Genomic DNA, 25,993 nt, shown 5'->3' on the forward strand with positions numbered 1-25,993 from the left:
AACATGGCAAGTGAAGAAGCGAAGTTTGTAGCTCGTGCCGAGCGTCTCGCCGGCCCCCGTGGTGTGGCCGGGTTCGCGCCGCAGAGCCGTTACGTGATGCCGCAGTTCAGCGAAAAGACGCCGTACGGCATGAAGACGCAGGATGCGTATTCGAGGCTGTTCGAAGATCGTATTATCTTCATGGGCGTGCAGGTGGACGACACCTCCGCCGACGACATCATGGCCCAGCTGCTCGTCTTGGAAAGCCAGGACCCGAACCGCGACGTGATGATGTATATCAATTCTCCCGGCGGTTCCATGACCGCGATGACGGCAATTTACGACACGATGCAATACATCAAGCCGGATGTGCAGACCGTTTGCCTTGGACAGGCAGCTTCTGCTGCAGCCGTCGTTCTTGCAGCCGGAACCAAGGGCAAGCGCCTGATGCTGCCGAACGCTCGTGTGCTGATCCACCAGCCTGCCATCGATCAGGGAGCCGGCAAGGCCACCGAAATCGAGATTCAGGCCAAGGAGATGCTGCGTATGCGTGAATGGCTCGAGAACACGCTGGCCAAGCACACCGGCCAGTCTGCTGAGCGTATCCGCAAGGACATCGAGGTTGACACCTTCCTGACGGCTCAGGAGGCCAAGGACTATGGCATGGTCGACGAGGTGCTCGCCAATCGCAAGTAGCGATGGCGACTATACTGCGATTCGCCGTGTAGATTTATAACAAAAACAATTCGATACCCCTTGCGTTCGCGCGTGAGGGGTATCGTCGTAATCAGAGTCGCCGCAGGAAGAGAGCGGCGAGTAAACGGCTCAATACAGGATTGAACTGAAAGCGTGTGACGCGGTAAGGAGAAGGCATGGGCGACGTGGTGGATTACAACGACTCCGTCCCTCGCTGCGGATTCTGCGGCAAAAGCGAGCGTCAGGTACGCAAGCTGGTCACCGGCCAGGGTGCAGCAATCTGCGACGAGTGCATCGCCCAATGTGTCGACCTCATCAATGACGACACCGATCAGGATGTCAAGATTAACGCGTTGAACCTGCCCAAGCCTTCCGAAATCTATGCCTACCTCGATCAGTACGTCGTCGGTCAGCCTCAGGCCAAGCGCACCCTTTCCGTGGCCGTATATAACCATTACAAGCGTGTCAACATGGAGATGAGCGAAGGTGGGCGTTCTGGCGTGGGCATGGGCAAAGCCGCTGCTGCGTCCGGCACGGCGCGCGAATCGAGTGCCGCTGGAGCTGTCCAGGCGAAGCCCACTCAACGTTCCGATAAACATGTTGCCGACTCACTTGCTGACGTGCAGGTGGCCAAATCCAATATTCTGCTGCTTGGGCCTACCGGTGTCGGCAAAACCTATCTGGCGCAGACTCTTGCACGAGTGATGAATGTGCCGTTCGTCATCGTTGACGCCACCACGCTCACCGAGGCCGGCTACATCGGCGACGACGTGGAGAGCGTGCTGCAACGGCTTCTGCAGGCCGCCGACGGCGACGTGGACCGAGCTCAGCATGGCATCGTCTATATCGACGAGATCGACAAGATTGCACGAAAAAGCGGCGAAAGCACTTCTCTGACCCGTGACGTGAGCGGAGAAGGCGTGCAACAGGCGCTGCTGAAGATTCTCGAAGGCACCATCGCCTCGGTACCGGTGGAAGGCGAAGGGACTCGCAAACACCGTGACCAGAACACCGTGAAAATGGATACACGCGACATCCTCTTCATCTGTGGTGGTGCGTTCGTCGGACTTGATGCCATTGTGCGTAAGCGTCTTGGGGCGCAGGAAAGCGGGTTCACTGCGACTTTGCATGAGCATGACGAAAGCATGGCCGACCTGCTGCGTCAGGTCGATGCCGACGACTTGGGCGATTTCGGCTTGCTTCCGGAATTCATCGGCAGGTTGCCGGTGGTGAGCGTGCTTGACGAACTCACCGAACAGGATCTGCGTGATATCCTCGTCCGACCGGCCAATGCGCTGGTCAAGCAGTACCGCAAACTTTTTGCCGTCGATGGGGTCAAGCTTTCATTCACCGATGAGGCCATCGCGGCCATTGCTGCCAAGGCCATCAGAGAGGGCACCGGTGCCCGTGGACTGCGTTCCATCATCGAAAAAACTCTGGAAGAAACCATGTTCCAGCTGCCGGAGACGAACGACGTCGAGCAGGTCATTGTCGACGCTCCCGCCGTCAGTGGCGAGGGCGCGCCGAAGATGGTGGTCGCTTCGGCTGTATCTGGTCGTTCGCCGCGTCGTAGCAAGATACATACGTTCGGATAAACAGACCGCTGCCGTCGTCATGATTGATGCGGTGTCTTCGTAAAATCTCGGTGATGTTTCCAGCAAAGGTTCTGGTTCACGGTTGCTGCGTAATCGTTTCGTTTTTGCTGTAATGACGGCGTATCCGAGTATTTGCAATACTTTGGTAGGTCTTCGCGACACGCCAGTAGTTGCGAGAATCGGGCACTTACGTTATATTAAATGAGTTGTCAAAAACAAGGTTCTTGACACTGCGCACGTAGCCCAATGGATTAGAGCAGCTGACTACGGATCAGCAGGTTACAGGTTCGAATCCTGCCGTGCGCGCAGAGATTAAATCCGCAGAATCGAAAGGTTCTGCGGATTTCTTGTTTTTCAATAATGTGCTTCGCCGATGTTGTGCATCCCCAATGATTCCTACGCCGAAGAAATTGTGACTGGGATTTCGGCATAGTTAGAACAACTGATTGTCATGATATTGCCGGCTGAATGTGTAATCGGTATCGAAAAATGTCGTAGTAAGTAGCATTCATTTCTTGATATGGAACAATGATATCGATTCAATCCGGCAATGCTACGATAGAGGAATCATTACCGACAATGACGGGTCGACTAAAGAAAGATCGCAGATGAACATACAAGAGCACCCTGTCAACAGCATAGGGGATTTGAAGTCTGAGCAGCGTACCCGTGGTAGATTGCTGATGGCGTGCATGCCGTATCAAGGGCATATCAACCCGACGTTGGCGACGGTTTGTGCATTGGTTGCCGATGGCTGGGACGTCACCTACATCTGTGACCCGCGATGGGAACGGCAAGTGCGGGAATCGGGAGCGACATTTGTGCCTTATGACGATTATTCCGCCAACCCTGGCAAATTTGAGCGTACGATTCAGGCACCAGAAAAGGCCGATAACACTGTATTGCGGGTCGGTCGTGAGTCGCATTTCGATGCATTCCTGTATGAGGGTCTGCTGGTTTCTGGCAAAGCCTTGGCGGATCAATTGGGACTCCCGTCAATCCGCCTGTATTCGACGTTCTGTTACAACCGCAACATTCTTAACCGTCTTGCGGGTGCAAGTAAGGGGTTCCATCTGACCTCGGTGTTGCGTAGCCAGAAGTTCCTGCGTCTGATGTCCTCAAGCACACGGCGCAGGGGACTGATGGAAACCGAGGATTTCATCAGTGAAATGGTTGATAATCCACCGACGATGACCTATACATATACCTCACGTTCGTTCCAGATTGATGGAGACGCTTTCCCTGAAGGACAGTATCGCTTCATTGGTCCTTCGCTGGATGGAAGAGAAAACAAGAAGCCGAGCGACGATTTGGCATCCGTCCTGGAGAAAGACGTTGGTAAGCCGATTGTCTATGCCTCTCTTGGCACTATTTTCAATACGTTCCTGCCCTTCTATCGTGCCGTTGTCGGTGCGTTCGGAGGCAAGAATGTCACGGTGATTTTGTCCGTCGGACGCGATTTCGACTGTGGCAAGCTTGGTGAAATTCCGAACAATATACATATCTACGAATCGGTGGATCAGCTTTCCGTACTACGCAAGGCTTCAGTGTTCCTGACTCACGGCGGTATGAACAGCGTCAACGAAGCTTTGTATTATGGCGTTCCGCTGGTCGCCGTGCCGATGGCGGACGACCAGCCAACAGTCGCTGCAAGACTTCAAGAATTGGGCTTGGGAGTCAGTCTCGATAAGCGGTCGATTTCTGCGCAATCCGTTTATGAAGCCGCGACGAAAGTCATGGCTGACAAAGAAATTGCGGAATGCGTCAAGACGATGAGTCGTGACATGTACGAAGCAGGCGGAAATGCACGGCTTGTCAAAGATCTTGATAAGTTGTTGGCTATCTGATACCGATATTTCTTGGATTTACACTGATTGCAGTTGGCCGCTTTCAAGGTTGCGTTGCTTAAGATAACTAATCTCTATCAATGTTATGAAGCCGGCAAAGGAGGCATTCAATCATTGGCTGTCCCTTTGCCGGCTATTGATATTGATTATGGGTAATCACTTAATGATGCATTAAGCAATTATAAAGTAATGACGATCTTTCCGTGGGTGTGGCGCTTGATGAGGGACTCGGTGGCCTCACGAACCTGGTCGAGTGGGAAAGTCGTGACGGGGACCGTGAGCTTGCCTTCGGCCATAAGGCGAGCGAGACGGTCGGAACTGTCTGCAGGTGCAGTCAGCGAGCCGGTCAGGATGATGCCCTGTTCGACGAGTTTCGGGTCGCGGGTGGCGACTGCAGTGATGCGTTTGGCATCCACGCCGAGATCAAGTGCGGTCTGCGCCGCTTCCGTGCCGTAGACGTCGGCTGCTGCGGTGATGCCGTTTGGAGCCAGCTGACGAACGCGATCGGCCAATCCGTCGCCGTAAGCCACGGGTTCGGCGCCGAACTGTTCAAGGAAGGAGAACGTGGAAGGCGAGGCTGTTCCGATGACCCTGGCGCCGGTAAGTTTGGCCAATTGTACGGCTACAGTGCCTACGCCACCGGCGGCTCCACCGATGAGGACCGTGTCGTCGCTGGTGAGATGAAGCGCGTCGATGGCGGCATCTGCCGTCAGACCGGAGGTCTGAATGGTGCTCAATACGGCATCGTCCGCGCCGTCCGGCGAATGATAGAGTTCGTCGGCCACGGGTGTGCGCGGCGCACCCAGCTGCTGCGGGTCAACGACGATATATTCGGCGGCCGCACGTTCCCTCGCTCCGCCGAAGACGCGGTCGCCTACGGCGTATCCTGTCACGTTTTCTCCGACTTCGTCGATGACCCCGGCGAAATCATTGCCCATGCCCAACGGCAGAGGAAGACCGAACATGTCGGCGACCTGCTGGGATGAGTAAGCGAATACATCGGCGACGTTCAACGAAACCGCCGTGACACGAACGCGGACTTGCCCCTTTCCTGGGTGTGGCTCGGGCACGTCTTCGATATTCAAGACCTCTGGGCCACCGAATTCGTGGATGCGTATTGCTTTCATCGTTGTCTCCTTGTTTCTTTGCCTGTTGCGGCATATCGGGAAGCCGTATGGCTCCGGCTCCCAGGTTGGTCTATGCCGTGGATAGGGATACGCTATCATCGGCTCTTTATTTTGTTGGCTCTAAGGGATTTTTCTGTTTGGCACCCCATTCTGCTTCAATAAAGTATTGCGCGTTTTATCCATTTGGGGCTATGCGTGCGAGAGTCGCATCTGCGCTGTGTGCATGCCGTAAGATGCTGAAAGAACTAGATGTTGACGGGAATGCCAGGGAAGGTGCAGTGCAATGGGTGAAGCGAAGAGGCGTATCGAGACTGGTGCCGGCAAAGTGAGCGATGTGGATGATGAAGCCGTCAAAGGTTCTGATACGGCCTGCGGCACGAATGACTTTAGCGACGAGAGGCGTTCACCATTGGGGAGACCCATCGCAGTGGGTCGGTGCTTATGCGTGGGTCGATGATTCCCCAACAGACTCCGGATCAGGCGTTGCTTGGTTCTCCTGAGGAAGACGTGGATGAGGGTGAAGCCGGTCTTGTTGATGCAGGGAATAAGCCGCAGGCGGATCGAAGCATTGGTAATGGTAATATTTCGAAATCCGGCAAGGGCAAAGATTGGCGTCATGGCGACCCATGGCGCGTGCTGCGCATTCAGTCGGAATTCGTGGAGGGCTTTGACGCACTCGCGGATTTGGGCCGGGCGTTGTGTGTGTTCGGCTCGGCACGTGTAAAGGAAGATAAGCCAGAATATCGTCAGGCCATGCACATGGGCAAAATGGCGGCGCAGCACGGCATCACCGTCATCACCGGCGGCGGTCCCGGCATCATGGAGGCCGCAAATCGCGGTGCGGCCGAGGCTGGCGGCGTCTCTGTGGGCCTCGGCATCGAACTGCCGCACGAGGAGGGGCTCAATCAGTGGGTGAACCTCGGCATGAACTTCCGCTACTTCTTTGTGCGCAAGATGATGTTCGTCAAATATTCCTCGGCGCTGATTGTCTGCCCAGGTGGGTTCGGCACGCTTGATGAGATGTTCGAGATTCTGACCCTGGTGCAGACCGGAAAGACCTCGCCCAAGCCCGTCGTGCTGTTCGATACACAATACTGGAAAGGGCTTTTCGAATGGGTTCAGGGGCCGATGCTCGACCGCGGGCTCATTTCGAAAGAGGATTTGGAAAAGGTGCAGTTTACCGATGATCCCGAAGAAGCGGTGCGTTTGGCGATCAGCGGGATGACGAAATAACCCTCAGCGCTTGACGGCGACAAGCATGTCGGTTCCGGTCGGAGTCAGTGCCTGCTCGAAGCGTTCGTCGTCCTCGACGTTGGTGAGCAGCGCGTGCATCGCGTCCGGTTTGTTGTCGTCGGGATAGGCGAGGCCTGACATGTCTGTGAAGATGATGCATCCGCCGACTTTCAGCAGATTTGTGGCCTGTTCGAAAGAAGGTGCATAGTTCGAAGCGACGCCGGAGACGACGATGAGGTCGTAGGTTCCTGCGTTCAGACGTGGCAGGAAGACGGTCGGTGAGGTGTTGACGGCGCGTAGGGTGGTCCTATTGTCTGCCGAATCGGACATATCGGCGAAGAGGCTGCGGATCATGGTGATGCCACGTGCCGAGGAATCCACTGCCGTAAGCTGTCCGGCACCACCCAGACCTTCGGCGAGTTGCAGTACTTCGACGATTGATCCGGTGCCGACGCTGATGATGGAAGTGGCATTCATCGTACGGGTGATGAAACGCAGCAGATTGGCTTGGGCCGCGGAGCCTTGCGGAAGACCGGCATGCTCGGCATCGGCACGGGCTTTGCGCAGCACGTCGTTTTCGAGGCTCAACGCATGGGTTTCTGCAAATTCCCAGACCTTGGCCATGTTGGTGTACGATGCGTTCTTCATGATGTCCGCTCCACTGTTCTTCCGCCGCCGGCGGTTGCAATTACTGGTTTTATGATACGGCGAGCAATCGCCAAACAGCTTTTTGGCAGGGGAATGGCTGGTTCAGAAGAAGAACGACATTAACTCTGGTGGTTCTTGACGCGCTCGGTAAGCTGCCACATTTCTTCGCCGACGTCGATGCCACGAGGGCACTCACGGCTGCAGGCGCGGACGGATTGGCAGGCGGCGATACCGTCGGCGGTGGCGATGGCGTCGAGTCGTTCGTCGGTGGCTTCGTCGCGTGAATCGTTGATGAACCGCGAGGAGGCAATCAGCGCCGCCGGGCCGATGAACGCCTCGCCGCCGGCATAGACCGGGCAGCTGCCTTCGCAAACGCCGCACGAGATGCAGTTGCTGAGCAGCTCGAAACGTTTCAGTTCTTCGGGACGTTGCAGATATTCGAACATATCGATTTTGCCGTCTTTGGTGGTGGCCAGTTTGCCGTCGGCCTTGAGATAAGGCTCGAGCTTCTTGATTTGGTTCATCATCTGGTCGATGTCGACGATGAGATCGCGCAACACGGGGAAGCCTGGCAGCGGTGCGATCTCGATGATGCCGAGACTTGATGCGTCGCTTTGATTCGCGGTGGAATCGTTGGAATTGCTGGTATTTTCGGCGCTGTCAGTGTTGTGGCCCGTGTGCAAATCGGTGTCATTGCCAAGAGGATTGCCGGATTTCGTATCAGAAATGCTATTACCTGCAAAGTCTTTGCTGTCTGCGGATACTGTCGAGCGGAATCCTTCGTTTTCAGAAGTATTCTCGGTATTGCTTGAATTCGATTCAGGCTTTGCGAAGTCCTCGACTTTGGCGGTGCATAGCAACGTCGGTGTGCCATTGATCGATACTGCATCCGATCCGCAGATGCCGTGGCCGCAGGAATAGCGGAACGCCAGTGTCGGGTCGATATGCGCTTGATATCGAGCAGGCAGTCGAGTACGGTCTGTCCGGGCCGCGCGATGATGACGTAGTCCTGTGTGAAATGCTTGCCTCTGATACGGCGACGTGACGGTGAAGAACCGAACGGGCTGCCACCCCTGGCCTTGCCGCTGAAGGGGCTGGAGGAGCGGCGGCGGGCGTGCTCGCGTTCCGGTGCAGGCGCGAACCGTTGGATTCGTATGGTCACGTTCATACCATGCATTGCATCTTTACTCATTGCCACTGCCTTCATTGTGTTCTTTCGTCTGCCAGTCTGCCACGAGCCGTGGCCTGCTGTACCCCGTCTATCCGCCGCGATTCATTCGTGTCATATCGATTGTTCATTACTGAACCGTGGCCTGCATAATCGGTTCTAATATTCACGTGCTTTCGGTGGCATATCGACGATATGAACCGGTTGCCAATCTACGTTGCCGTTTGCGTCGGCCATCGAATGGACAAGGAAATGTTCGTCGTCGCGTCGGGGAAATCGGTGCGGGCGAACGCGCCGCGCGATTCGTGCCGTGCGGCCGATGCGTTGAGCATCGCCTGTGCCAGATCCATGAGATTGTTGACTTCCCATATCGCTGTGAGCTCCTGATTGAAAGCTGTCGTGTCCGAATGGGTTCGTAGAGCCTTGGACTGAGGCAGCAATTCGTCGTCAATATCCTGCTGTGCCTTGGCGATGCTTTCAGCGTCACATCTCACGGCAACCGCGTGCTCCATGGTTGTGCCAAGGTCGGCCAACAGCTGGTAAGGATTGCCGTTGCCGGTATTCGGCATGCTGTCGGTGGTATCTGTCGCGGAAGACGAATCGGTTTGACCGCTAGATTCTTCAGTCGATATAGATGTGATTGCATCTTCGTCTTCGGCTTTGGCAGTGGTGCTATCGTCGGCTGATGGCGTCAATAAGGTTTTGATTGATGCTTGGCGTTTTTCCGCCGCCAGTTGTGTGGCCTTCTGATTTTCGTCATCAGAAGATCGCCCGTCGACCTCGGCTGTATTGTTCTGTTCGTCGGCGATGGTCTTTGCAATGGATTCGCCGGCGCGTGTGCCGAACAGGCAGGCATCGAGCAGGCTGTTGCCACCCAAACGGTTCGCGCCGTGGACGCTGACACAGGAGCACTCACCGGCGGCGTAAAGGCCGTCAACGATATGGCGGTTACCGTTTTCCCAGCGATAGACCTCGCCGCTGGTGGTAATAGGAATGCCTCCCATGGTGTAATGTGCCGTCGGCTTGACGGGTACCCAGTCTTTGCTGGGGTCGAGACCCGCGTAATCCCGGATGGTTTCGACCACTTGGGGAAGTACATCTTGCATGTGCTCCTTATCGATGCTCGTCATATCCAGCCAGACGCAGTCTTTCGGGCCATTTGGATCCTTCGGGTCTGCGACGCCTCGTCCGGCATCGACTTCGGCCATGATGGAACGGCTGACCACATCACGTGCCGCCAAGTCCTTGTGCTCAGGTGCATAACGAGCCATGAACGCTTCACCGTCCGCGTTGCGCAGGATACCGCCTTCGCCACGTGAGGCTTCAGAAAGAAGAATCCCAGTGTGTGCGAGCCCGGTGGGGTGGAACTGTACGAATTCCGAATCCTCAAGCTGCAGGCCGGCCTTCAGCGCCAATGCCATGCCATCACCGGTCAGATCCCATGAGTTTGACGTCGTGTGGAACAGCCGCCCGGCGCCGCCCGTAGCCATCAGGACGTTACGTGCAGCGATGGCATGCGTCTTGCCGGTGTGGGTGTCGAACGCAACTACGCCGCAGGTATTGTCTTTCGTGCTGTTCAAGACCAAGTCGGTGACATACCATTCCTCTGCGAATTCAACACCTTCGCCGATGCATTGCTGCCACAGCGCATAGAGGATCTGATGACCGATGCGGTCGGCTGCGTATGCTGCGCGGCGTACAGGTGCCTTGCCGTAATCCTTGGTATGTCCGCCAAACTTGCGTTGGGCGATGTGACCGTCTTCAGTGCGTGAGAATGCCACTCCGCTACGTTCGAGGTTGACCACGGTCTGCGGAGCGTATTGTGCGAGTATCTTGACCGCGTCCTGATCGGCAAGCCAATCGCCGCCTTTGACGGTGTCGTAGTAGTGCCAGTGCCAATCGTCATGCTCAACGTTGCCGAGGCTTGCTGCGATGCCGCCTTCCGCCGAGCCGGTGTGGGAGCGCAATGCCTGCAATTTCGAAATGACCAGAAGCTTCGGATTTCGCCCTTCGGCCTTCATTTCTTTGACTTCATCGGACCTGAGGATTCCCAATGCTGCCGATAATCCGGCCGCCCCCGCACCGATGATCACCGCATCGTACATGTCTTCAACTTGCTCTGGACTCATACCCCCGATTATGGCACAAGGCCAGCAAGAGCATGTGCAGAAGCGAGGTTGAGCGGGCTCTTTCCTTGTGGGTGGGGCACTCGTACCATGGAGGTATGAGCGGAACATTCAATGCACGTGTCTACGAGGTCGTCAGGAAAATACCCGAAGGCAAAGTGGCCACGTATGGCCAGGTGGCGGCGCTCGCGGGCAACCCGCGCAATGCGAGGTTCGTAGGCTATGCCTTGCATTCCAATCCTGAACCCGGTGTGATTCCGTGTCATCGCGTCGTTTTCCGTGATGGGTCGCTGGCCCCTGGTTTCGCGTTCGGTGGCCCCGACCGGCAACGGGCATTGCTTGAAGATGAGGGTGTGTCGTTCCTGCCTCCGGCTCCCAAACATGAGAACGCCGGAGAAGAAGGATGGGTCGTTGATATGAAGCGTTGCCAGTGGCAATATTGACTCCACATTGCTTGCTATGTTCCGATTCCATGCAACCTCCTTTCGACCCGGTTTCGTGTGATTGATCCAGCTATTGGTTGGGTAGCGTTGACTATTGCTGTCGGGTGCAATGAAAAGAGCCTCTTGATCGTTCGCCGAAGACCGTGGTTATGAATGGATTTCCTATCTTCATGAACGGTGATGCGGTGGTTGGTTGGCTATTGTTGAATTTTTGCGGTTGCGGGTGACGATGCATACCGTTCCTGCTTCAAGACGAACCATTCCCAATAATTCCATTTCCCCAAGCTCGCTTTCCAATCTGCCGATAGCCCAAGGTTTGCGTTGTCGTGCTGACGCATCAGTGAGTTTTTGCGCTTCTGTTTGGTTTTTGACTGTAGAGCGGGACGTGTTGAGCATCTCAAGAATGGCCTCATGTGTGGCTGCGTTGCCTTGTCTTCTGCAACGTCGAATAGCCGTCAGCACCTCCTGTTGTGAGGCGGTGAATTCGGTTTCGGGTACTGACGGTTGCGACTTGGAATCCCAGGCCGTGCCATTTGCCGTTGTGCTATTCCTTTGGGCAGATTGTGAGGTCTTGGTGTCGCTTGGCAAAGGGACTTGCACGGCAATGTTCGTTCGCTTGGCGGCTGAATCGTCGGATTGTTGATGTGCTTGATGGCCGGAATCATGATTGCTCTCCTCGGAGGATATGGATGCGTTGGGTGCCGGTGTTGTTGCTGTTGTTTGGTTTTCTGTAGTTTCATCGTCATCGTTTGGCAATGCCTCCTCGTCAGAACGTATTGCTTTCGGAGCATGTCCTTCGTGACAGATTTCATCGATGGAGTTGACCGAGGTGAGGATGGCGGCGCGGTGATCACGGATGAGCCGGTTGCAGCCGGTGTTGCCGGGTATGTTGATATTGCCGGGGGCGGCATAGACCTCACGGCCAAGTTCTGCAGCCCAATTGGCGGTGTTGAGCGCGCCAGAGCGACTGCGTGCCTGAGCCACGACCACAGTGGAGGCCAACGCCGCGATGATGCGGTTGCGCAATAAGAATCTCCGGGCTTCGGGAATGGTGTCGGGGCACAGTTCACTGATAAGGGCACCGCCATTGGCTTTGATGCGGTCGAACAGAGACCGGTTGCGTTCGGGGCCGATATGGTTGAGACCTCCGGCGAAAACGGCCACGGTTCGTCCGCTTTCTTTCTCGCCGATGGCGCTCATGGCATCCAGAGCGCCCCAATGTGCTGCAGCGTCGATGCCGAATGCGCCTCCGGAAACCACCAGATGCCCTTGTTCGGCGGCTTTCTTGGCAATGGTTTTTGCCACGTATCGTCCATAGTCGTCGGCTCCGCGAGAACCCACAACGGCCAATGGCTTCGCACAGCTGGTCAAGGCCGCAGGGTCACCGATTCCCCAGAGGCACAGCGGTGAGGCCCAATCTTTTCTGATGGAAAGGTCATCGAGTTGATGGGGCCAATAGGGGCTGGTTGGTCCAATGATCCATTGAGACGCATTTACGGTGAACAAGTCTCTGAGTTCTTCTTTGCTGTGTGAAGGAAGTTGGTGCAGCCGTTCGCGCCAGCGTTCCAGCCCGTGATGAAATGAGCTCATGCCTCGTGCGTTGACTTTTCGCCCCCATCTGGCTGTCCCCTTGGCGAACGCCTCATCGAGCTTGTTGTGGTTGATGGTGCCGCCTTTTTCATCGGCTATGAGTCGTAAAGCGGTCACGGCACTGCCGGCTCCTTTGATGGTTGCAAAGAGCAGTGCGTCGGCGCTGTCGATGCAAAAGGTCAGGACTGCCCGTGCCAGAGTATCGTCATCGACAGGCCATGAGTTGACAATCTTCTGCTTCGTTGTCATGGTGGGAGTCGAATCGGCTGTTGCTGTCGTTTCTGTGCTGTCGTTCATCATGACTCCTTTGTCCTTAAAGCGATGCCTTGCATCATCTCAGCATGTCCCGGCGAAGGTTTGCCGTCCAAATCGGCAAGGGTCCAGGCCAATCGCAACGCACGGTCGGCGCCACGCAGACTGAGACGCTCGCTTTCCAGCGCTTTATCGATGAGGGTGAGTGCGACTTTCGAAGTGTTTGCGCGAAGCCATGTACCCGATGCCTGTGCGTTGCAAGTCCAGTGATAGTCCACGAAACGCTCCTGCGCCGTGTGCCTTGCTTCGGTGACTTTGTGCCTCATCTGCTCGCTGGTCGTCTGTGGCTGGGAGTTTCGCGTCATAAGGTGTTCTACTGGTGGCACCTCCACTTGAATGTCGATGCGGTCGAGGATGGGGCCAGAAAGCCTTGAGAAATAGCGGATACGGTCCTTCTCCTTGCAGGTACAGCGTGAACTGTCGCCGTATCCGTAGCCGCAAGGGCAGGGATTTGCCGCCATGATGAGCTGGAAATTGGCGGGGTAGTAAGTCGTACCTTTCGATCGTGAAAGCGCTACGTATCCGGATTCCAGCGGTTCTCGCAAGGTCTGCAATGAACGAGGAGAAAATTCGGGAGCCTCGTCCATGAACAGCACCCCACGGTGGGCTCGAGTGATGGCTCCGGGCGTGGCAATGCCTGATCCTCCACCGACCAGCGATGCTGTGGAAGCCGTGTGGTGCGGCGCTTCGAACGGAGGCACATCGCTGATGCCATAATTCTGTAGTGTGCCGCACAGCGAACGTATCGAAGCCACCTCAAGCTGTTCCTGTTCGTTCAACGGACACATGATGCCGGGCATGCGTGAGGCGAGCATGGTCTTGCCGGAGCCTGGAGAGCCGGTCATCAGAAGATGATGGCCGCCTGCTGCGGCCACTTGAAGTGCCCATTTCGTGCGTTCCTGACCGATGACTTCTGCCATGTCGCCGACCGCTGGAGCAAGATTCGCCTCGTCGGTGGTTGCTTGCTCGGAAGGAATACGGGATTCGTCGATATGATATTTTGCTTCACCGCCCATCAGTTCGATAAGCTCGCCCAAATGACGGATGCCGATAACGTTGAGTCCATCAACTAACTGAGCCTCTTCAAGGTTGCGTTCGGGCACGATGACCTGGTCAATGCCGTGTTCTCGCGCATACAGCGCAATCGGCAGTACACCGGTGACGGGCAGTACCGAACCGTCGAGATTCAGTTCCCCGAGCACTACGGTATCTGCCAAGCAATTGTGAGGGATGACTCCGGCCGCGCTCAGTACGGAAACCGCGATGGCAAGGTCGTGCGAGGAGCCTCGTTTGGGCAGCGAGGCAGGGGAGAGGTTGACGGTCACCCGAGTCTCGGGCCAGCTGAAACCACTGGCTTGGCAGGCGGATTTTACTCGTTCGCGTGCTTCGCTCAGGGAGGTGTCCGGCAGACCGATGATGGAGAAATATGGCAGGCCCGGCGAGATGAAAGCCTGCATCTGGATGGCATTGGCCTTGAGCCCTACCAATCCCACCGACATCGCCGTCCCGATGGCCATCAGAATGCCCCCGGAATATGTTGGACCTTCGGCCTATTGCCTTCCAGCAAAATCGACATGGCATCGAAGCGAATGCCTGTTCGTCGTATCGACTTGCCAGGGCCGGCTAGCCAAAGCGCGGCTGCGTGATGAAGATTCGCCTGTTTGTGCGCGGTGATGGCCTCCTGCGGGGTGCCGTAGCGCTGTGTCCGTCGCGTCTTCACTTCGACGAACACCACGATGTGTTCAGGGGTCATCATAATGATGTCGAGTTCGCCGAAACGGGTGCGCCAGTTTCTTGTCAACACACGCCAGCCAAGCTGTGTGAGCCACGCCGCCGCGTATTGTTCGCCGATTGCGCCAAGTTGTTTATTGGAAATGTCGGGAATGATCAGCTGTTCCTCAAGTTCCGCCAGTGAGCTCTCAGAAGCTGTGCCATTGAAGTCGGTATCTGCGTCGCTTCCGAGACATTCGTTGGGTCGACGTTTTTGCACTGTTGCAATATTTGTGTTCATGCATTTAGTGAAGCATGGTTGACGATTGTATCGGGTGAAAAACGGGCGGTGTGGTTAAACGGTTGTTGTTTTTCTGATTCCCGGCGTTTCTCTGGATAACTTCGCTTTGATGCAATGCAATTGTGGTTAACACTGTGGGTATTTTTAAAGGTATGTGTGCAAGTTGCGGCGAGAGTGGTGGAAAACTTCTTTGAGGGTTGCATTGGCAGTGGAAAACCTTGTGGGGAAAATCGGAGCGTGCACAAGATCATCTGCATCTTCAAGCCGGTTCGAATCGGCGTCCGATACGAAATCGTCCCTGCAATTCGGCGGAATGATGAAACCGTCAAGAAGCAGGGACAATTTTGATTTCACATCAATCAAGCTGCAATTTCGAATTCAAAAGGGAATGCAGCAAATTCATAATGACGCTGAAGCCCAAAGCGGGCGTTCAATCCACGAGCCCGGTAAGCTCGCCCAGATTGAGCTCGAAACTCACGCCGCGTTCTTCGAAATCGGGCTGGTTGCGCGTGGATTCCATGGCATGACGCACGAATTCGCCGGCCACCTGGGCCGATTCACTGAGAGTCTTGCCGGCCATCACTGCGCCGCACAGCGCCGAAGCAAAGGCGTCACCGGTACCGTGAATCATGTAGGGGAGCTTGTCGTGAGCTAGCTCGACGCGCGCGGAAGCTCCGGCGCTCGCGCTGCCCACGAAGTTGCGCAGCTTGCCATCGCCACGGTCGATGCCTTTCAATACGACGTTCTTCGCACCCAAATCAAGCAGTGCGCCGACCCAATCGGTCGCCTCGTCATCGCTCAGGTTCTGCTCCGGGTAGTCGCGTCCGGTCAGGATGCTGGCCTCGGTAAGGTTCGGCATCAGCACGTCCGCGCCGTCCGCAAGCGTCTTGACCGCGTCGCACATTTCCGTGGAATACGTGGGATACATCTGCCCGCCGTCGCCCATCACCGGGTCGACCAGCCGCAGTGCCTTCGGGTATTCGCGATACATGCGCTTAATGATGTCCACCTGCTCGGCCGAACCAAGGAAGCCGGAATAGATGCCGTCAAGCTCCACGCCGATCTTCTGCCAAGCGTCGAGGTAGCCGGAAAGCATATCCGTGGTGTCGTGGAAGGTATAGAACGGGAACTTGGTGTGTGCGGAAAACAGGGCCGTCGGCACGGGGCACACGTCGCAACCGCACGCCGAAAGAATCGGGATTGCAGCGGTCAGCGAGCATTTGCCGTAGCCGCACATATCGTGCACTGCCGCAACGCGGGGAATATATTTGGGGTCGCGCTCATAGAGCGTCGTATCTTCTTGCATTTCATGACCTTTCAGAAAGTCTATGAATAATATCGGCGTCCGTCGCCGGGCGGGAATGCCCGGTGCGTCGCTGGTACCGACTGTAGACCTCATGGCGACAGACACGCCCCGTTTCGTTCGCAAGATGATGGGGGACTGGAAGTTGGTTGGAGCAATCGGTGGTGAGATTGTACGGACTGAAAGTATAAGCGTCGTTTCAATCCGTTGCCGTTACTGGTGTTATCAGGTTTTCAACAGACTAAGGAGGTACCGGGAATGCTGTCTGAATAGAATTCAGTAATTTATGATGTCGGGTTATCGTAAAATGCCGAAAATTCAAGGGTTTTCAAGGCGTTATAGATTACTGGGATAGCGTCGCGCTTGCCGTGCCGATTTGGTCGGTTTACGCTCGGAAAGGAAATACTGGGCATTCGTATACGTAAAAGGAGCTGGATATGACGAACGAGACTACGCCGAAGAAGTATCATTTCGAAACGCTGCAGCTGCATGTGGGTCAAGAGGAGGCCGACCCTGCCACCGACGCGCGCGCCGTGCCGATCTACGCCACCACCAGTTACGTCTTCCATGACTTCGACCATGCCGAGGCGCGTTTCGCCCTTGAGGATCCGGGCAACATCTACGGCCGTCTCACCAATTCCACCGAAGACGTGTTTGAAAGGCGCATGGCCGCGCTTGAAGGTGGCACTGCGGCGCTCGCGCTGGCCAGCGGCGCGGCAGCGGTGGAAGCGGCTCTGCGCAACATCACACAGACCGGTGACCACATCGTCTCCTCGTCGCATATCTACGGCGGCACCTTCAACCTGATGCGCCACACCTTGCCTCGCGATGGCATCACCACCACCTTCGTCGACCCGGCCGATCCGCAGAACTTCGAGGACGCGATTCAGGACAACACCAAACTCGTCTACTTCGAGACCTTCGGCAACCCCAACGCCGACCTGCCCGATTTCGAGGCCATCTCCAAGATCGCGCACAAGCATAACCTGCCGGTCTTCGTCGACAACACCTTCGCCACTCCGTATCTCTTCCGTCCGCTGGAGAACGGTGCTGACATCGTCGTGGAATCGGCCACCAAGTTCATCGGCGGCCACGGTACGACGCTTGGTGGTGTCATCGTTGAAGGCGGCCATTTCAACTGGGCCGCGGTGCCGGGCAAGTTCCCGACCCTGACTGAGCCTGACCCGTCCTATCATGGTATGAACTTCTACGAGGCGCTCGGCGAGACGGCCTTCGTCACCCGCGCCCGCGCCATCTTCCTGCGTGACACAGGTGCATGCATCAGCCCCTTCGCTGCATGGCTCCTGCTGCAGGGCACCGAAACGCTGTCGTTGCGCGTCGAACGCCATGTACAGAATGCACTCAAAGTGGTCGAATACCTGCAGACCGTGCCCGAGGTCGAGTCCGTTTCGCACCCCTCGATTCCCGGACGTCCCGATCATGAGCGCTACGAGAAGTATTTCCCGAACGGCGCCGGCTCGATCTTCACCTTCGACATCAAGGGCGGCAAGGATGCGGCGCGTGTTTTCATCAACAACCTGCACCTCTTCAGCCTGCTTGCCAACGTCGCGGATGTGAAGAGCCTCGTCGTGCACCCGGCCTCCACCACCCACGCCCAGGAAACTCGCGAGGAACTGGAAAGCCAAGGCATCCACCAAGGCACTATCCGCCTGTCAATCGGCACCGAATACATTGACGACATCATCGATGATCTCAAAGGCGGTTTCGAGGCCTTGCGGGCTTCTGGCCTCGCCAAGTAAGGCGGTTGAGATACCAAGGGCGGATGCCGAAAAATTTCGGTACCCGCCCTTTCGTGTGTTCATTTCTTCACGCGTCTCATCCTTTCGAACGATGGTGTTCGAATCCTGCGGGCATGGCTATGCGCTGAAAATTCATTCCTGCGCACGATGGGGGAGACGGGCGGATTCTTTTAGAATTTGAAACATTAGATAAGTAGTGACCTCAAACAAAGGAGTCCACATGAACCCCAACAATTTCTACGGCAACAACGCCGGCAGCGATTTCCACAGCATCATCAACCCGAATCTAGGTGGCAACGGCAACGCGGGCGCCAATAACAGTTCGACTGCGGCGACCCCTGATAACGGCGTTCCTTCACCGTCCTTCATTCCGCCGCAGCCTCAGCGGTACCCGCAGCAGCCTGCGGAATCTTACACTCCGCAATACCGAGAATCAGTGCCAGCTCAGCAATTCCAGCAGCCGATGCAGCAAACGCAGTTCCAATCTCAGCCCCAGCAGCCTAGGCAATTCGCTGTTGAGGCCATCGACCTGGTCAAAGACTATGGCACCGGCGAGAACGTCGTACACGCGCTGCGCAATGTCAACGTCGGCTTCGAAAAGGGCAAGTTCACTGCCATCATGGGTCCTTCCGGCTCCGGCAAATCGACCATGATGCACACGCTCGCCGGCCTCGATTCCGTCACGAGCGGCAAGGTCATTCTCGGCGGACAGGACATCACCAAGATGAACGACAACCAGCTCACGATGCTGCGCCGCAACGAGATCGGCTTCATCTTCCAGAGCTTCAACCTTCTGCCGATGTTCACGGCCGAGCAGAACATCCTCATGCCGTTGACCCTCGCTGGAACCAAGGCCGATAGGAAATGGTTCAACACTCTGGTCGAAACCCTCGGCCTCACACAGCGCTTGAAGCACCGCCCGAACGAGCTTTCCGGCGGCCAGCAGCAGCGCGTCGCCATCGCCCGTGCACTGATTTCCAAGCCGCAGGTAGTCTTCGCCGATGAACCGACCGGCAACCTCGATTCTGTTTCCAGTGCCGAGGTTCTGAGCTTCCTCAAGCGTTCCGTGCGTGAGTTCGGTCAGACCGTGGTCATGGTCACCCACGACGCTGTAGCCGCCTCTTACGCCGACCGTGCCATCGTCTTCGCCGATGGCCGCATCGTGGCCGATGAGCAGCATCCCACCGCTGAGCATATGAGTGATCTCTTGATGAAGGAGAGTGAACGTGCCGCCCGACAGAGTGCAGCCCCCACGATGGATCAGCTGATGAACGGCAAACCTCGGCACGCGCAAGTCGTGAAGTGAATCGATAGAGTTGCTGCAGTTTCGTTTGCACGTGCTGGTTGGGTTTGCATTGACACAAAGACGAGAATCGTCAAATAACGGCAATCATAGCTATAAACAATCCAGTCGATAATCAACAACCACAACGAAACATAGCGAGCAATCTCCATCAATCACCCTGAAACGAACTTGTAGACGAAAAGCAAAAGGAACCAACAATGTTCTCAGTAACACTCAAACTTATGAAAAAGAGCGGGAAGATGCTCATTCCCGCCGGCATCGCCATCCTCATCGGCACCGCATTCATCGCCTCGACTTTCCTCTTTGGCAACTCGATGGACGATTCGTTGCGCACACAGCTGACCTCCCGGTTCATGCAGTCCGATTACGTCGCGTTGATGAAAGATTCGAATGGCGGCGACAGCAGCACCTACAGCGATGACGCTCCGCCGGTCGTCGGCACCTTCAAAACCGACGAGATTGAGAAGGTGGACGGTATCACGGCCACGCAGTCCTTGGTCTATGGCGATGGCCATGTCACGAAAGGCGATGATTCGTCGACCACCACGTACGCTCTGGGTTCCACCAGCAACAGGCTTCAGCCGGTCGAGGTAGTCAAGGGGCATAGCCCGCTCAAGGCCGATGAGGCTGCTGTGCCCGAGAAAATGGCCGACAAGATGCACTTGAAAATCGGCGATACATTCAAACTCACTCTTTCCGAATCCGGTTCCAGCAATGCCCCTGCTGCCAACGCGACATTGGTGGGCCTGACCCGCGACCAAAACGGGAGCTATACCGTCTACGGCGGTGTCACGTTGGTCTCACCGCAGGTGCTGACAAAGCTTTATGGCATGGACTCCTTCAACGACGTCCCGTCCAACGGTTTGCTTTTCAATGTCGACCCAGCCAAAGCCGGAACGGCCATACCGCAGGTCAGGCAGGCAGATTCTGGCAAGAAGATGAGTGTCGATACCCGCCAGCATATCGGCGACGAGCAGATGAAGTCCCTGAGCGCCAACGGTAGCTCTCCGGTGAAGATCTTCCTCATGGTCTTCGGCATCCTTGCCATGTTCGTCGCGGCTTTGGTCATCGCCAACACCTTCCAGGTCATGGTTGCCCAGCGTCGCCGCACGCTCGCCCTACTGCGCACCATCGGTGCTAAGAAGGGTCAGCTGTATCGTTCTGTGCTTTTTGAGGCCGGTGTGCTGGGGCTTATCGCTTCCATTCTCGGCATTCTCGTGGCGATGGCCTTGATGGGCGGATTGGGCAAGCTCGGCTTCGTCATGGGAAACATGGGCTCCAAGATGAAGCTTATCGTCACCTGGCCGGTCATCGTGGTGCCGCTGGCCTTCGGCATCGTTATGACGGTGCTCGCCTCCATCGGCTCCGCACGTTCCGCCACGGCCGTCACCCCGCTCGAGGCGCTGCGCCCGATCGAGGTCACTGATACCCGCAAGGCCGGCAGGGTGCGCGGTGTGTTTGGCACCTTGATGATCGTGCTCGGCGTGATCTGCTGCGCGCTTGGCGCGAGCCGTATGCCTTCCATCATCAACACCCCATCACCGGGCGACGGCAGTGACACCACTTACGAATATGCGTTGTTCTCCGCCATGGGTGGCTGCGCTTTGCTCTTCATCGGCTTGGCTATCACCGCCACATTCTGGCTGCCGGTGCTGATGCGCGGCATCGGAGCGTTGGTCGCGCATATCGGTCCGTCCGCCAACATTGCCAACGCGAACATCCGGAAGAACCCGCGTCGCGTTGCCGCCACCGGTGTCGCGCTGCTGATCGGTGTCACCCTCGTCTCCACCATCGCCACCGGCGCGGCCTGTGGCAAACAAACCATGGATTCCACACTCGATTCGCATTACAGCGTCGATATGACCGCGGAAGGCAACGGTCTGACGAAGCACACTGCCGACAAGGTTGCCAAGGTCAAGGGCATCTCCGATACCCTCTACCTGCCCACCGCCACTGCGAACGTGAAACTGGGCAACGGGAAAGACGATAACAATATGAGCGTGTTGCTTGTTGGCGTCAACAACAAGCAGGCCTTGCAAAAGGTGATGCACACTGATATTTCCTCTGGTTCCATCGCTCCAGGCACCGTGCTTGCCCCGCTTTACAATGCTCAGACCGGCAAGAAGCTGAGTTTTGCGAACAACACTGTCGATTTCTCTTCGGTCGGCAAGGATGGCTCCAAGAACCATATCAATCTGCCGGCGATGAAGGTCACGCAGGTCGATTACCGCAAGCTCGCCAGCATGTATTCCATGGTCGTCTTCGTTGACCAGTCGGTCCTTGCCAACAGCAACGTCGAAACCGACGGCCACATACTCCTGACCAAATTCGACATGAATGCTACGAGCGTCACCGACACGTTCGACGCTGTGCAGAGCGCCCTGGGCTCCACCGACGGCATCAACGTTTCCGGTCCGATTGCCGACCGCGTCACCTGGGACACGGATATCGACCAGATCATGACCTTGCTTGTCGCCCTGCTCGCTGTCGCGGTGTTGATCGCACTGATTGGCGTGGCCAACACGCTGAGCCTGTCCGTGATCGAACGCACCCGCGAATCGGCCACCCTGCGCGCCATCGGCATGACGCGCGGCCAGCTCAAGCGCTCTCTGTCCTGTGAGGCACTGCTCATCTCGCTGGTCTCGGGTGTCGTCGGTGTCATCCTCGGCACGGCGTTCGGCTGGCTCGGCTCCTACATGGTCTTCAGTCTCTACGGCAAGACGGCCTACCTCTTCGACTGGAAGTTCGACGGCGCAGTGCTCCTGATCGCCGCGCTCGCTGCTCTGATTTCGAGCATCTTCCCGGCCCGTCGCGCGGTCAAGACCCCGCCTGTCGCCGCCCTCGCCGAGGCGTAGACGTCTGGCGGGTGCGGCAGGCATCCGCTCCGTAACAGTCGCGGTCCGTCCGATACTGGTATTCCGGTCTCGGACGGACCGCTTTTTCGTGGGAAGAGCTTGTGAACGATAGCTCAAAATGCTGATGGAAGCACGGAACGGCAATCGTCGATAGATTGTGTGTAAGTGCTGTGTTTGTGCAGGACGGAAACGAATGCCGCGTCTAAAAAGTGTTCCGTGCTGTGGCTTCATTCTGTGCATATGAAAAGAATGGCGGAATTCGGGGATTCTTGAATCCGAAGTCGCTGATTTCAGTAGCACGGAAAGCTAATCAATTGGAATAGAGCCTTCCGTGCTGCCGAGCAGTCACACCAGTTTGTTGTCGTAGGCGAAGACGACGGCCTGCACGCGGTCGCGCGAATAAGTTTTTTGCAAGATATGGGCGACGTGAGTCTTGACGGTGGGCAGGCTGATGCACAGCTTGTCGGCGATTTCCTGGTTGGACAGGCCGTGCGCGATCTCGACTAGTACCTCGCGCTCGCGATCGGTCAGCGTATCAACCGCTGGGTCGTGGTAGGGAAGTGGTGCGCTGGTGGTGTTTTGCCGGGCTGCTTGATCAGCGGAATCGCCTATGGTCGAATCGTTGACGGTTGTGCCGTTACTTGGGAGGGTTGAACCGTCACTGCGGTCGTAGTCGGTACTCTCATTACCGTCTGTCTGTCTTGGGAATACGCCATTGCTTGCGTCACCGGAGGCGTTGCCGTAGTCGGAATTTTGAACGTTTCCAGCATTTCCAGAACTCTTTGCCGCCGTCCGTGTCGCACCCAACTCGCCGTCGACCATCTTTTCGATGAGCCGCTTGGTGGCGGATGGGGCGATGATGGCGTTGCCCTGATAAACCGTGCGAATCGAGGACAGCAGCGTCTCGGGCTCGGTGTCTTTCAATAGGAATCCCGAGGCTCCGGCGTCGATGGCGCTCATCACGTATTCGTCAAGGTCGAACGTCGTCAGAATGATGACGTGGGTCTTCGGAACATCGCTTCCAACTTTACGTTCTGCGTCGATGATGAGTTTGGTCGCCTCGATGCCGTCAGTGCCGGGCATGCGCACGTCCATCAGCACCACATCCGGCTTCAGGTCAAGGCTCAGCGCCACCGCCTCCGCGCCGTCAGAGGCCTGGCCGACCACTTCCATGTCATCCTGCGAATCGATGACCATGGCGAAACCTGCCCTCACCAACTCCTGATCGTCGGCGATAAGAACTCGGATAGGCTGTGTCTCACTCATACTTCAAGGTTAGCAAGACACGGCGGCAACGTCATCATTCTTTGTTTTTCATTTCAGCAACAGGATGCAGCAACGGTTGAGAAGTAGCAGCATTGTCATCGCTACCGCCGGTTTCGCGTAGCACGCGTAGCAGCTCCCGCATGTGGGCCAGAGCCTTGCGACCTTGTTCACCGATGGTGCGGAAAGCCTCGGTGATGGCTTGTGGGGAAGTGGTTATGCCGGCTGCGGCATCGGCGTCGAGCATGGCCAGTCCCGCGTTCGCTTTGTCGATGACTCCGGCCAGCGTCTCGCTGACCTCGCCGCGAATCTGGGCACCGATCTGCTCACGTTCGTTATTGGCTGCCAAAACCTGCTTTTTGGCCGATTCCTCTTCCAACGCTTCGTGTCGGGCCTCGAGCACCATGGCATTTGTACCGCTTGCTCGTACCCACAGTGCCGCCCCGATAGCTACAGCGCACACGGCCAATGCGAGGAATATGAGCCCGACGATTTGGTATGGGTAGCTGCCTCGCGTTCCGTAGACCCCTGAGTATTGCTGCCGATTCAGCACCCAATCCACCAACGTCGGATAGCCGACAAACGCCCCGCTGAAACGCAGGCTGAACAGTACGGAATCCACGATTGCGGCCACACTTGCCCAGCGGCGTGAGTGGTTTTTGCCGTAAAGGCACACGGAATACAGCGAGACCGGCGCATAGAGCACGGCCGACGGTATCTCTTCCAGGAAGCACAGCGAGAAAGTGGCCACAGCGACCATGACGGCTGCGGCGGACTGTGGGAAACGTCGGCGAAGCGTCAGAATCACAAACACAATGAGACTGACGACGATGTCCGCGAGTTTCAGTGCGGTTGTCGAGGCGCGCGCCGAAGAGCCAAACACCATGGTGTGGGTGCCGTCATTGTAGCGGAATGTCAGCACGCTCCACGGGAAAATCAGACCCATTAAAACCAGCGCAATGATAGCGTCGGCCAATAGGTAATGCTGTGCAAAGAAACGGGATATCCGTTCCACCCAATTGAGATCGACTGATGCCTGTCGGGTTGCCGGTTTCGTTATGGAATTGTTGTTTGCTAAGAGATTCGCAAAGAGGGAATGGCGATGCGCCTCTATGCCGTTCGGCTCGTCGCCATTGCTGGTGTCGGAAGCTGAATTACTGAGGGTAGCATGGTGGCTGGCAGATTCGCTGCTGCTGGTTGGATGATTGTTTGCTGCGGCATTGAAGGTTTTGCAATTATCGGCGTTCTGTTGAGCTGGTTCCTTGTTGTCGTGTTCATGATTGGCCGATTGGAAGTTGATGGGTCGGCCATTGATTGATTCGTCGGTAGTCTGTAATGAAGCTTCTGTGCGAGTGAAAGATATTGCCTGTGCTGGTGCTACCGCTGTATCGTGCGACATTTTGGCCGTTGCGTCAAACGGCAAGGTGATGTCGACTTCAAAGCCACCGCCGACGCGAGGTCCGGCAACAACCGTGCCGCCTACGGCCTGGACACGTTCGCGCATTCCGGTGATGCCATAGCCGGGCTTGTGTCCATCGAGCGAGGCGGAGGCTCCGTTGCCGTTATCGCGAACGGTCAAACGCAAACTGTTGTCGTTCCAGGTTTCTGCAACCTCAACGGTAACGCCTTTACCGGCGTATTTACGTGCGTTGGTCAGTGCCTCCTGTACGGCGTGGTACAGCGCAGATTGTGCTTTGTCGCTCAGTCGTTCCGGTTGTGGGCTGGCATTGCCGCCAACCATGCGTGTTACGTTTCCGTCGGCCGTCTGCGCGGTTGCGTCGGCCTGTGCGACGAGACCAGCGATATCGCCATAACCGGTGTGCGAGGTCCCGCCGAATGCGTTGAGCAGCCCATCCATGTCATGCTGTGCGCGTTGCGATTCGTGTCGGATGGTCTCCATGATTTCCCGCGCTTTTGCAGGGTCTTTCGCGCCTGCATACCTGCCGCCGTCCGACTGGACGATGATGGTGGAAAGCGTGTGGGCCACCACGTCGTGCATGTCTCGAGCAATGCGGGCGCGTTCGGCGGTGCGTGCGATGTCGAGATCCTCCTGTTCGCGTGCGGCTAGCGCCTCGTTGCGTTCGCGCAGCAGGGACGCGGTGACGAGCCTTATGCGCGACCGATAGCCCATGAAGCAGGCGGCAACGAGTACGGCGACGATGCAGGCGAGCAGGAAAAGTATGGTGCCGAAAAGGTTGACTCCACACGAGCGAGTAAGGCCGGAAGTGTAGACGGTATGGCAGGAATAATAGGTCCAGCTTGCCGAATCGCCTGCATGCCCAGGATTGTACAGCGGTCCGATTTCTGAGCCCCAGGCGATGATCGGTGCCGCGGCGATGCCGATAACGAAGGCCAAGGTGATAAAGACCTTGCTGCGTGCGGGGTTGCCGTAGACGATAACCGAATAGAGCATCACTGCGGCGAGCAAATCACTGAACACGTAGCTTGGTCCGGCAAGAAGTTGCGCGACGGCCAGAGTGGCGAAAACCAGTGCCGCACCTTGCGGATGCGTTCGGCGAAAGAGAAGTGAAGTAATGAGCGCACACGACCAGAGGATCTGCCAGCCTCCGCTATAGCTGACCCACAGCCCGCCTTCTGCGGTGGTCGTACTGATACAGGCGAAGAACAGCGCCACCAGCGCCAGCAACACATCCCCGACCACCGGGTTGCGCGCCAGCCACTTGCCGAACCGCCGTATCTTGCTCATGGTTCAAGCCTATCGCAGGACGGT

General features: G+C 56.7%; 17 protein-coding genes, 1 tRNA gene and 2 pseudogenes. 10 read left to right on the plus strand and 10 right to left on the minus strand.

Annotated elements, in window-relative coordinates; translation table 11 throughout:
* Window positions 1–3 precede the first annotated feature (3 nt).
* The 4 genes from OZX57_RS03210 (at window position 4) to OZX57_RS03225 (ending at window position 4,117) form a co-directional block, all read left to right on the plus strand.
* Window positions 4–675, plus strand: a complete 672-nt coding sequence (locus OZX57_RS03210) for an ATP-dependent Clp protease proteolytic subunit (RefSeq protein ID WP_277162686.1) — start codon at window positions 4–6, stop codon at window positions 673–675.
* Between the two features lie 176 nt (window positions 676–851).
* Window positions 852–2,270 carry an ATP-dependent Clp protease ATP-binding subunit ClpX gene (gene clpX / locus OZX57_RS03215; RefSeq protein WP_277162687.1) on the plus strand — a complete coding sequence of 473 codons (1,419 nt, stop codon included), beginning with the start codon at window positions 852–854 and terminating at the stop codon, window positions 2,268–2,270.
* A gap of 232 nt (window positions 2,271–2,502) precedes the next feature.
* A tRNA-Arg gene (locus tag OZX57_RS03220) sits at window positions 2,503–2,576 on the plus strand.
* Between the two features lie 302 nt (window positions 2,577–2,878).
* On the plus strand, window positions 2,879–4,117 hold the full coding sequence (locus OZX57_RS03225) for a macrolide family glycosyltransferase (protein ID WP_277162688.1): 1,239 nt from the start codon (window positions 2,879–2,881) through the stop codon (window positions 4,115–4,117).
* Between the two features lie 179 nt (window positions 4,118–4,296).
* On the opposite strand, the gene OZX57_RS03230 is transcribed toward OZX57_RS03225, so the two are convergent.
* On the minus strand, window positions 4,297–5,244 hold the full coding sequence (locus OZX57_RS03230) for an NADP-dependent oxidoreductase (protein ID WP_277162689.1): 948 nt from the start codon (window positions 5,242–5,244) through the stop codon (window positions 4,297–4,299).
* A 283-nt stretch (window positions 5,245–5,527) separates the two neighbouring features.
* Here OZX57_RS03230 and OZX57_RS03235 point away from each other — a divergent pair, with 283 nt between their 5' ends.
* Together OZX57_RS03235 and OZX57_RS03240 are read left to right on the plus strand one after the other, a co-directional pair.
* Window positions 5,528–5,701, plus strand: a complete 174-nt coding sequence (locus tag OZX57_RS03235) for a hypothetical protein (protein ID WP_277162690.1) — start codon at window positions 5,528–5,530, stop codon at window positions 5,699–5,701.
* Complete coding sequence (locus tag OZX57_RS03240) at window positions 5,686–6,477, plus strand: TIGR00730 family Rossman fold protein (protein ID WP_277162691.1); 792 nt, start codon at window positions 5,686–5,688, stop codon at window positions 6,475–6,477. Before OZX57_RS03235 ends, OZX57_RS03240 begins: the two co-directional genes overlap by 16 nt.
* A 3-nt stretch (window positions 6,478–6,480) precedes the next feature.
* On the opposite strand, the gene OZX57_RS03245 is transcribed toward OZX57_RS03240, so the two are convergent.
* From OZX57_RS03245 to OZX57_RS03255, 3 genes and pseudogenes are all read right to left on the minus strand, one after another.
* A complete protein-coding gene (locus OZX57_RS03245; protein ID WP_277162692.1) occupies window positions 6,481–7,125 on the minus strand; it encodes a methyltransferase in 645 nt (214 codons plus the stop codon).
* Window positions 7,126–7,244: 119 nt separating this feature from the next.
* Window positions 7,245–8,302, minus strand: a pseudogene (locus tag OZX57_RS03250) (2Fe-2S iron-sulfur cluster-binding protein).
* 150 nt (window positions 8,303–8,452) lie between these two features.
* Window positions 8,453–10,422 (minus strand): annotated as a pseudogene (locus OZX57_RS03255) (FAD-binding protein).
* Window positions 10,423–10,517: 95 nt separating this feature from the next.
* Here OZX57_RS03255 and OZX57_RS03260 point away from each other — a divergent pair.
* Window positions 10,518–10,862: an MGMT family protein gene (locus tag OZX57_RS03260; protein WP_277162693.1), complete on the plus strand. Its 345-nt coding sequence runs from the start codon at window positions 10,518–10,520 to the stop codon at window positions 10,860–10,862.
* Between the two features lie 168 nt (window positions 10,863–11,030).
* On the opposite strand, the gene OZX57_RS03265 is transcribed toward OZX57_RS03260, so the two are convergent.
* The 4 genes from OZX57_RS03265 to OZX57_RS03280 all read right to left on the minus strand — a co-directional run bounded on the left by OZX57_RS03265 (window position 11,031) and on the right by OZX57_RS03280 (window position 16,081).
* Window positions 11,031–12,752, minus strand: a complete 1,722-nt coding sequence (locus tag OZX57_RS03265; RefSeq protein ID WP_277162694.1) for a DNA-processing protein DprA — start codon at window positions 12,750–12,752, stop codon at window positions 11,031–11,033.
* Entirely contained in the window at window positions 12,749–14,281 is a 1,533-nt protein-coding gene (locus OZX57_RS03270; RefSeq protein ID WP_277162695.1) for a YifB family Mg chelatase-like AAA ATPase, read from the minus strand. Before OZX57_RS03270 ends, OZX57_RS03265 begins: the two co-directional genes overlap by 4 nt.
* The gene (locus OZX57_RS03275; protein ID WP_277162696.1) at window positions 14,281–14,754 is read right to left on the minus strand and encodes a YraN family protein; all 474 of its coding nucleotides are present in this window, start codon (window positions 14,752–14,754) and stop codon (window positions 14,281–14,283) included. The genes OZX57_RS03270 and OZX57_RS03275 overlap by 1 nt, the downstream gene beginning before the upstream one ends.
* Window positions 14,755–15,205: 451 nt before the next feature.
* The gene (locus tag OZX57_RS03280; protein WP_277162697.1) at window positions 15,206–16,081 is read right to left on the minus strand and encodes a pyridoxamine kinase; all 876 of its coding nucleotides are present in this window, start codon (window positions 16,079–16,081) and stop codon (window positions 15,206–15,208) included.
* A 434-nt stretch (window positions 16,082–16,515) separates the two neighbouring features.
* Here OZX57_RS03280 and OZX57_RS03285 point away from each other — a divergent pair, with 434 nt between their 5' ends.
* The 3 genes from OZX57_RS03285 to OZX57_RS03295 all read left to right on the plus strand — a co-directional run bounded on the left by OZX57_RS03285 (window position 16,516) and on the right by OZX57_RS03295 (window position 21,999).
* Entirely contained in the window at window positions 16,516–17,838 is a 1,323-nt protein-coding gene (locus tag OZX57_RS03285; RefSeq protein WP_277162698.1) for an O-acetylhomoserine aminocarboxypropyltransferase/cysteine synthase family protein, read from the plus strand.
* A 463-nt stretch (window positions 17,839–18,301) separates the two neighbouring features.
* Window positions 18,302–19,144, plus strand: a complete 843-nt coding sequence (locus OZX57_RS03290; protein WP_277162920.1) for an ABC transporter ATP-binding protein — start codon at window positions 18,302–18,304, stop codon at window positions 19,142–19,144.
* A 197-nt stretch (window positions 19,145–19,341) separates the two neighbouring features.
* Entirely contained in the window at window positions 19,342–21,999 is a 2,658-nt protein-coding gene (locus OZX57_RS03295) for an FtsX-like permease family protein (protein ID WP_277162699.1), read from the plus strand.
* 345 nt (window positions 22,000–22,344) lie between these two features.
* Here OZX57_RS03295 and OZX57_RS03300 read toward each other — a convergent pair whose 3' ends face one another.
* Window positions 22,345–23,265, minus strand: coding sequence for a response regulator transcription factor (locus OZX57_RS03300; protein ID WP_277162700.1), 921 nt, complete (start codon window positions 23,263–23,265; stop codon window positions 22,345–22,347).
* Between the two features lie 34 nt (window positions 23,266–23,299).
* Complete coding sequence (locus tag OZX57_RS03305) at window positions 23,300–25,969, minus strand: histidine kinase (protein ID WP_277162701.1); 2,670 nt, start codon at window positions 25,967–25,969, stop codon at window positions 23,300–23,302.
* Between the last annotated feature and the right edge of the window lie 24 nt (window positions 25,970–25,993).

This window comes from Bifidobacterium sp. ESL0682, from assembly GCF_029392815.1.
Classification (GTDB): Bacteria; Actinomycetota; Actinomycetes; order Actinomycetales; family Bifidobacteriaceae; genus Bifidobacterium.

What these genes read in the sequence shown, in the direction of transcription:
- OZX57_RS03280 (WP_277162697.1), bottom strand. Translation starts at nt 16,081, where the DNA reads ATGCAAGAAGATACGACGCTCTATGAGCGCGACCCCAAATATATTCCC.
- OZX57_RS03210 (WP_277162686.1), top strand. Translation starts at nt 4, where the DNA reads ATGGCAAGTGAAGAAGCGAAGTTTGTAGCTCGTGCCGAGCGTCTCGCC.
- OZX57_RS03235 (WP_277162690.1), top strand. Translation starts at nt 5,528, where the DNA reads ATGGGTGAAGCGAAGAGGCGTATCGAGACTGGTGCCGGCAAAGTGAGC.
- OZX57_RS03295 (WP_277162699.1), top strand. Translation starts at nt 19,342, where the DNA reads ATGTTCTCAGTAACACTCAAACTTATGAAAAAGAGCGGGAAGATGCTC.
- OZX57_RS03240 (WP_277162691.1), top strand. Translation starts at nt 5,686, where the DNA reads ATGCGTGGGTCGATGATTCCCCAACAGACTCCGGATCAGGCGTTGCTT.
- OZX57_RS03265 (WP_277162694.1), bottom strand. Translation starts at nt 12,752, where the DNA reads ATGATGAACGACAGCACAGAAACGACAGCAACAGCCGATTCGACTCCC.
- OZX57_RS03270 (WP_277162695.1), bottom strand. Translation starts at nt 14,281, where the DNA reads ATGGCCATCGGGACGGCGATGTCGGTGGGATTGGTAGGGCTCAAGGCC.
- OZX57_RS03290 (WP_277162920.1), top strand. Translation starts at nt 18,302, where the DNA reads ATGCAGCAAACGCAGTTCCAATCTCAGCCCCAGCAGCCTAGGCAATTC.
- clpX (WP_277162687.1), top strand. Translation starts at nt 852, where the DNA reads ATGGGCGACGTGGTGGATTACAACGACTCCGTCCCTCGCTGCGGATTC.
- OZX57_RS03225 (WP_277162688.1), top strand. Translation starts at nt 2,879, where the DNA reads ATGAACATACAAGAGCACCCTGTCAACAGCATAGGGGATTTGAAGTCT.
- OZX57_RS03305 (WP_277162701.1), bottom strand. Translation starts at nt 25,969, where the DNA reads ATGAGCAAGATACGGCGGTTCGGCAAGTGGCTGGCGCGCAACCCGGTG.
- OZX57_RS03245 (WP_277162692.1), bottom strand. Translation starts at nt 7,125, where the DNA reads ATGAAGAACGCATCGTACACCAACATGGCCAAGGTCTGGGAATTTGCA.
- OZX57_RS03285 (WP_277162698.1), top strand. Translation starts at nt 16,516, where the DNA reads ATGACGAACGAGACTACGCCGAAGAAGTATCATTTCGAAACGCTGCAG.
- OZX57_RS03260 (WP_277162693.1), top strand. Translation starts at nt 10,518, where the DNA reads ATGAGCGGAACATTCAATGCACGTGTCTACGAGGTCGTCAGGAAAATA.
- OZX57_RS03230 (WP_277162689.1), bottom strand. Translation starts at nt 5,244, where the DNA reads ATGAAAGCAATACGCATCCACGAATTCGGTGGCCCAGAGGTCTTGAAT.
- OZX57_RS03300 (WP_277162700.1), bottom strand. Translation starts at nt 23,265, where the DNA reads ATGAGTGAGACACAGCCTATCCGAGTTCTTATCGCCGACGATCAGGAG.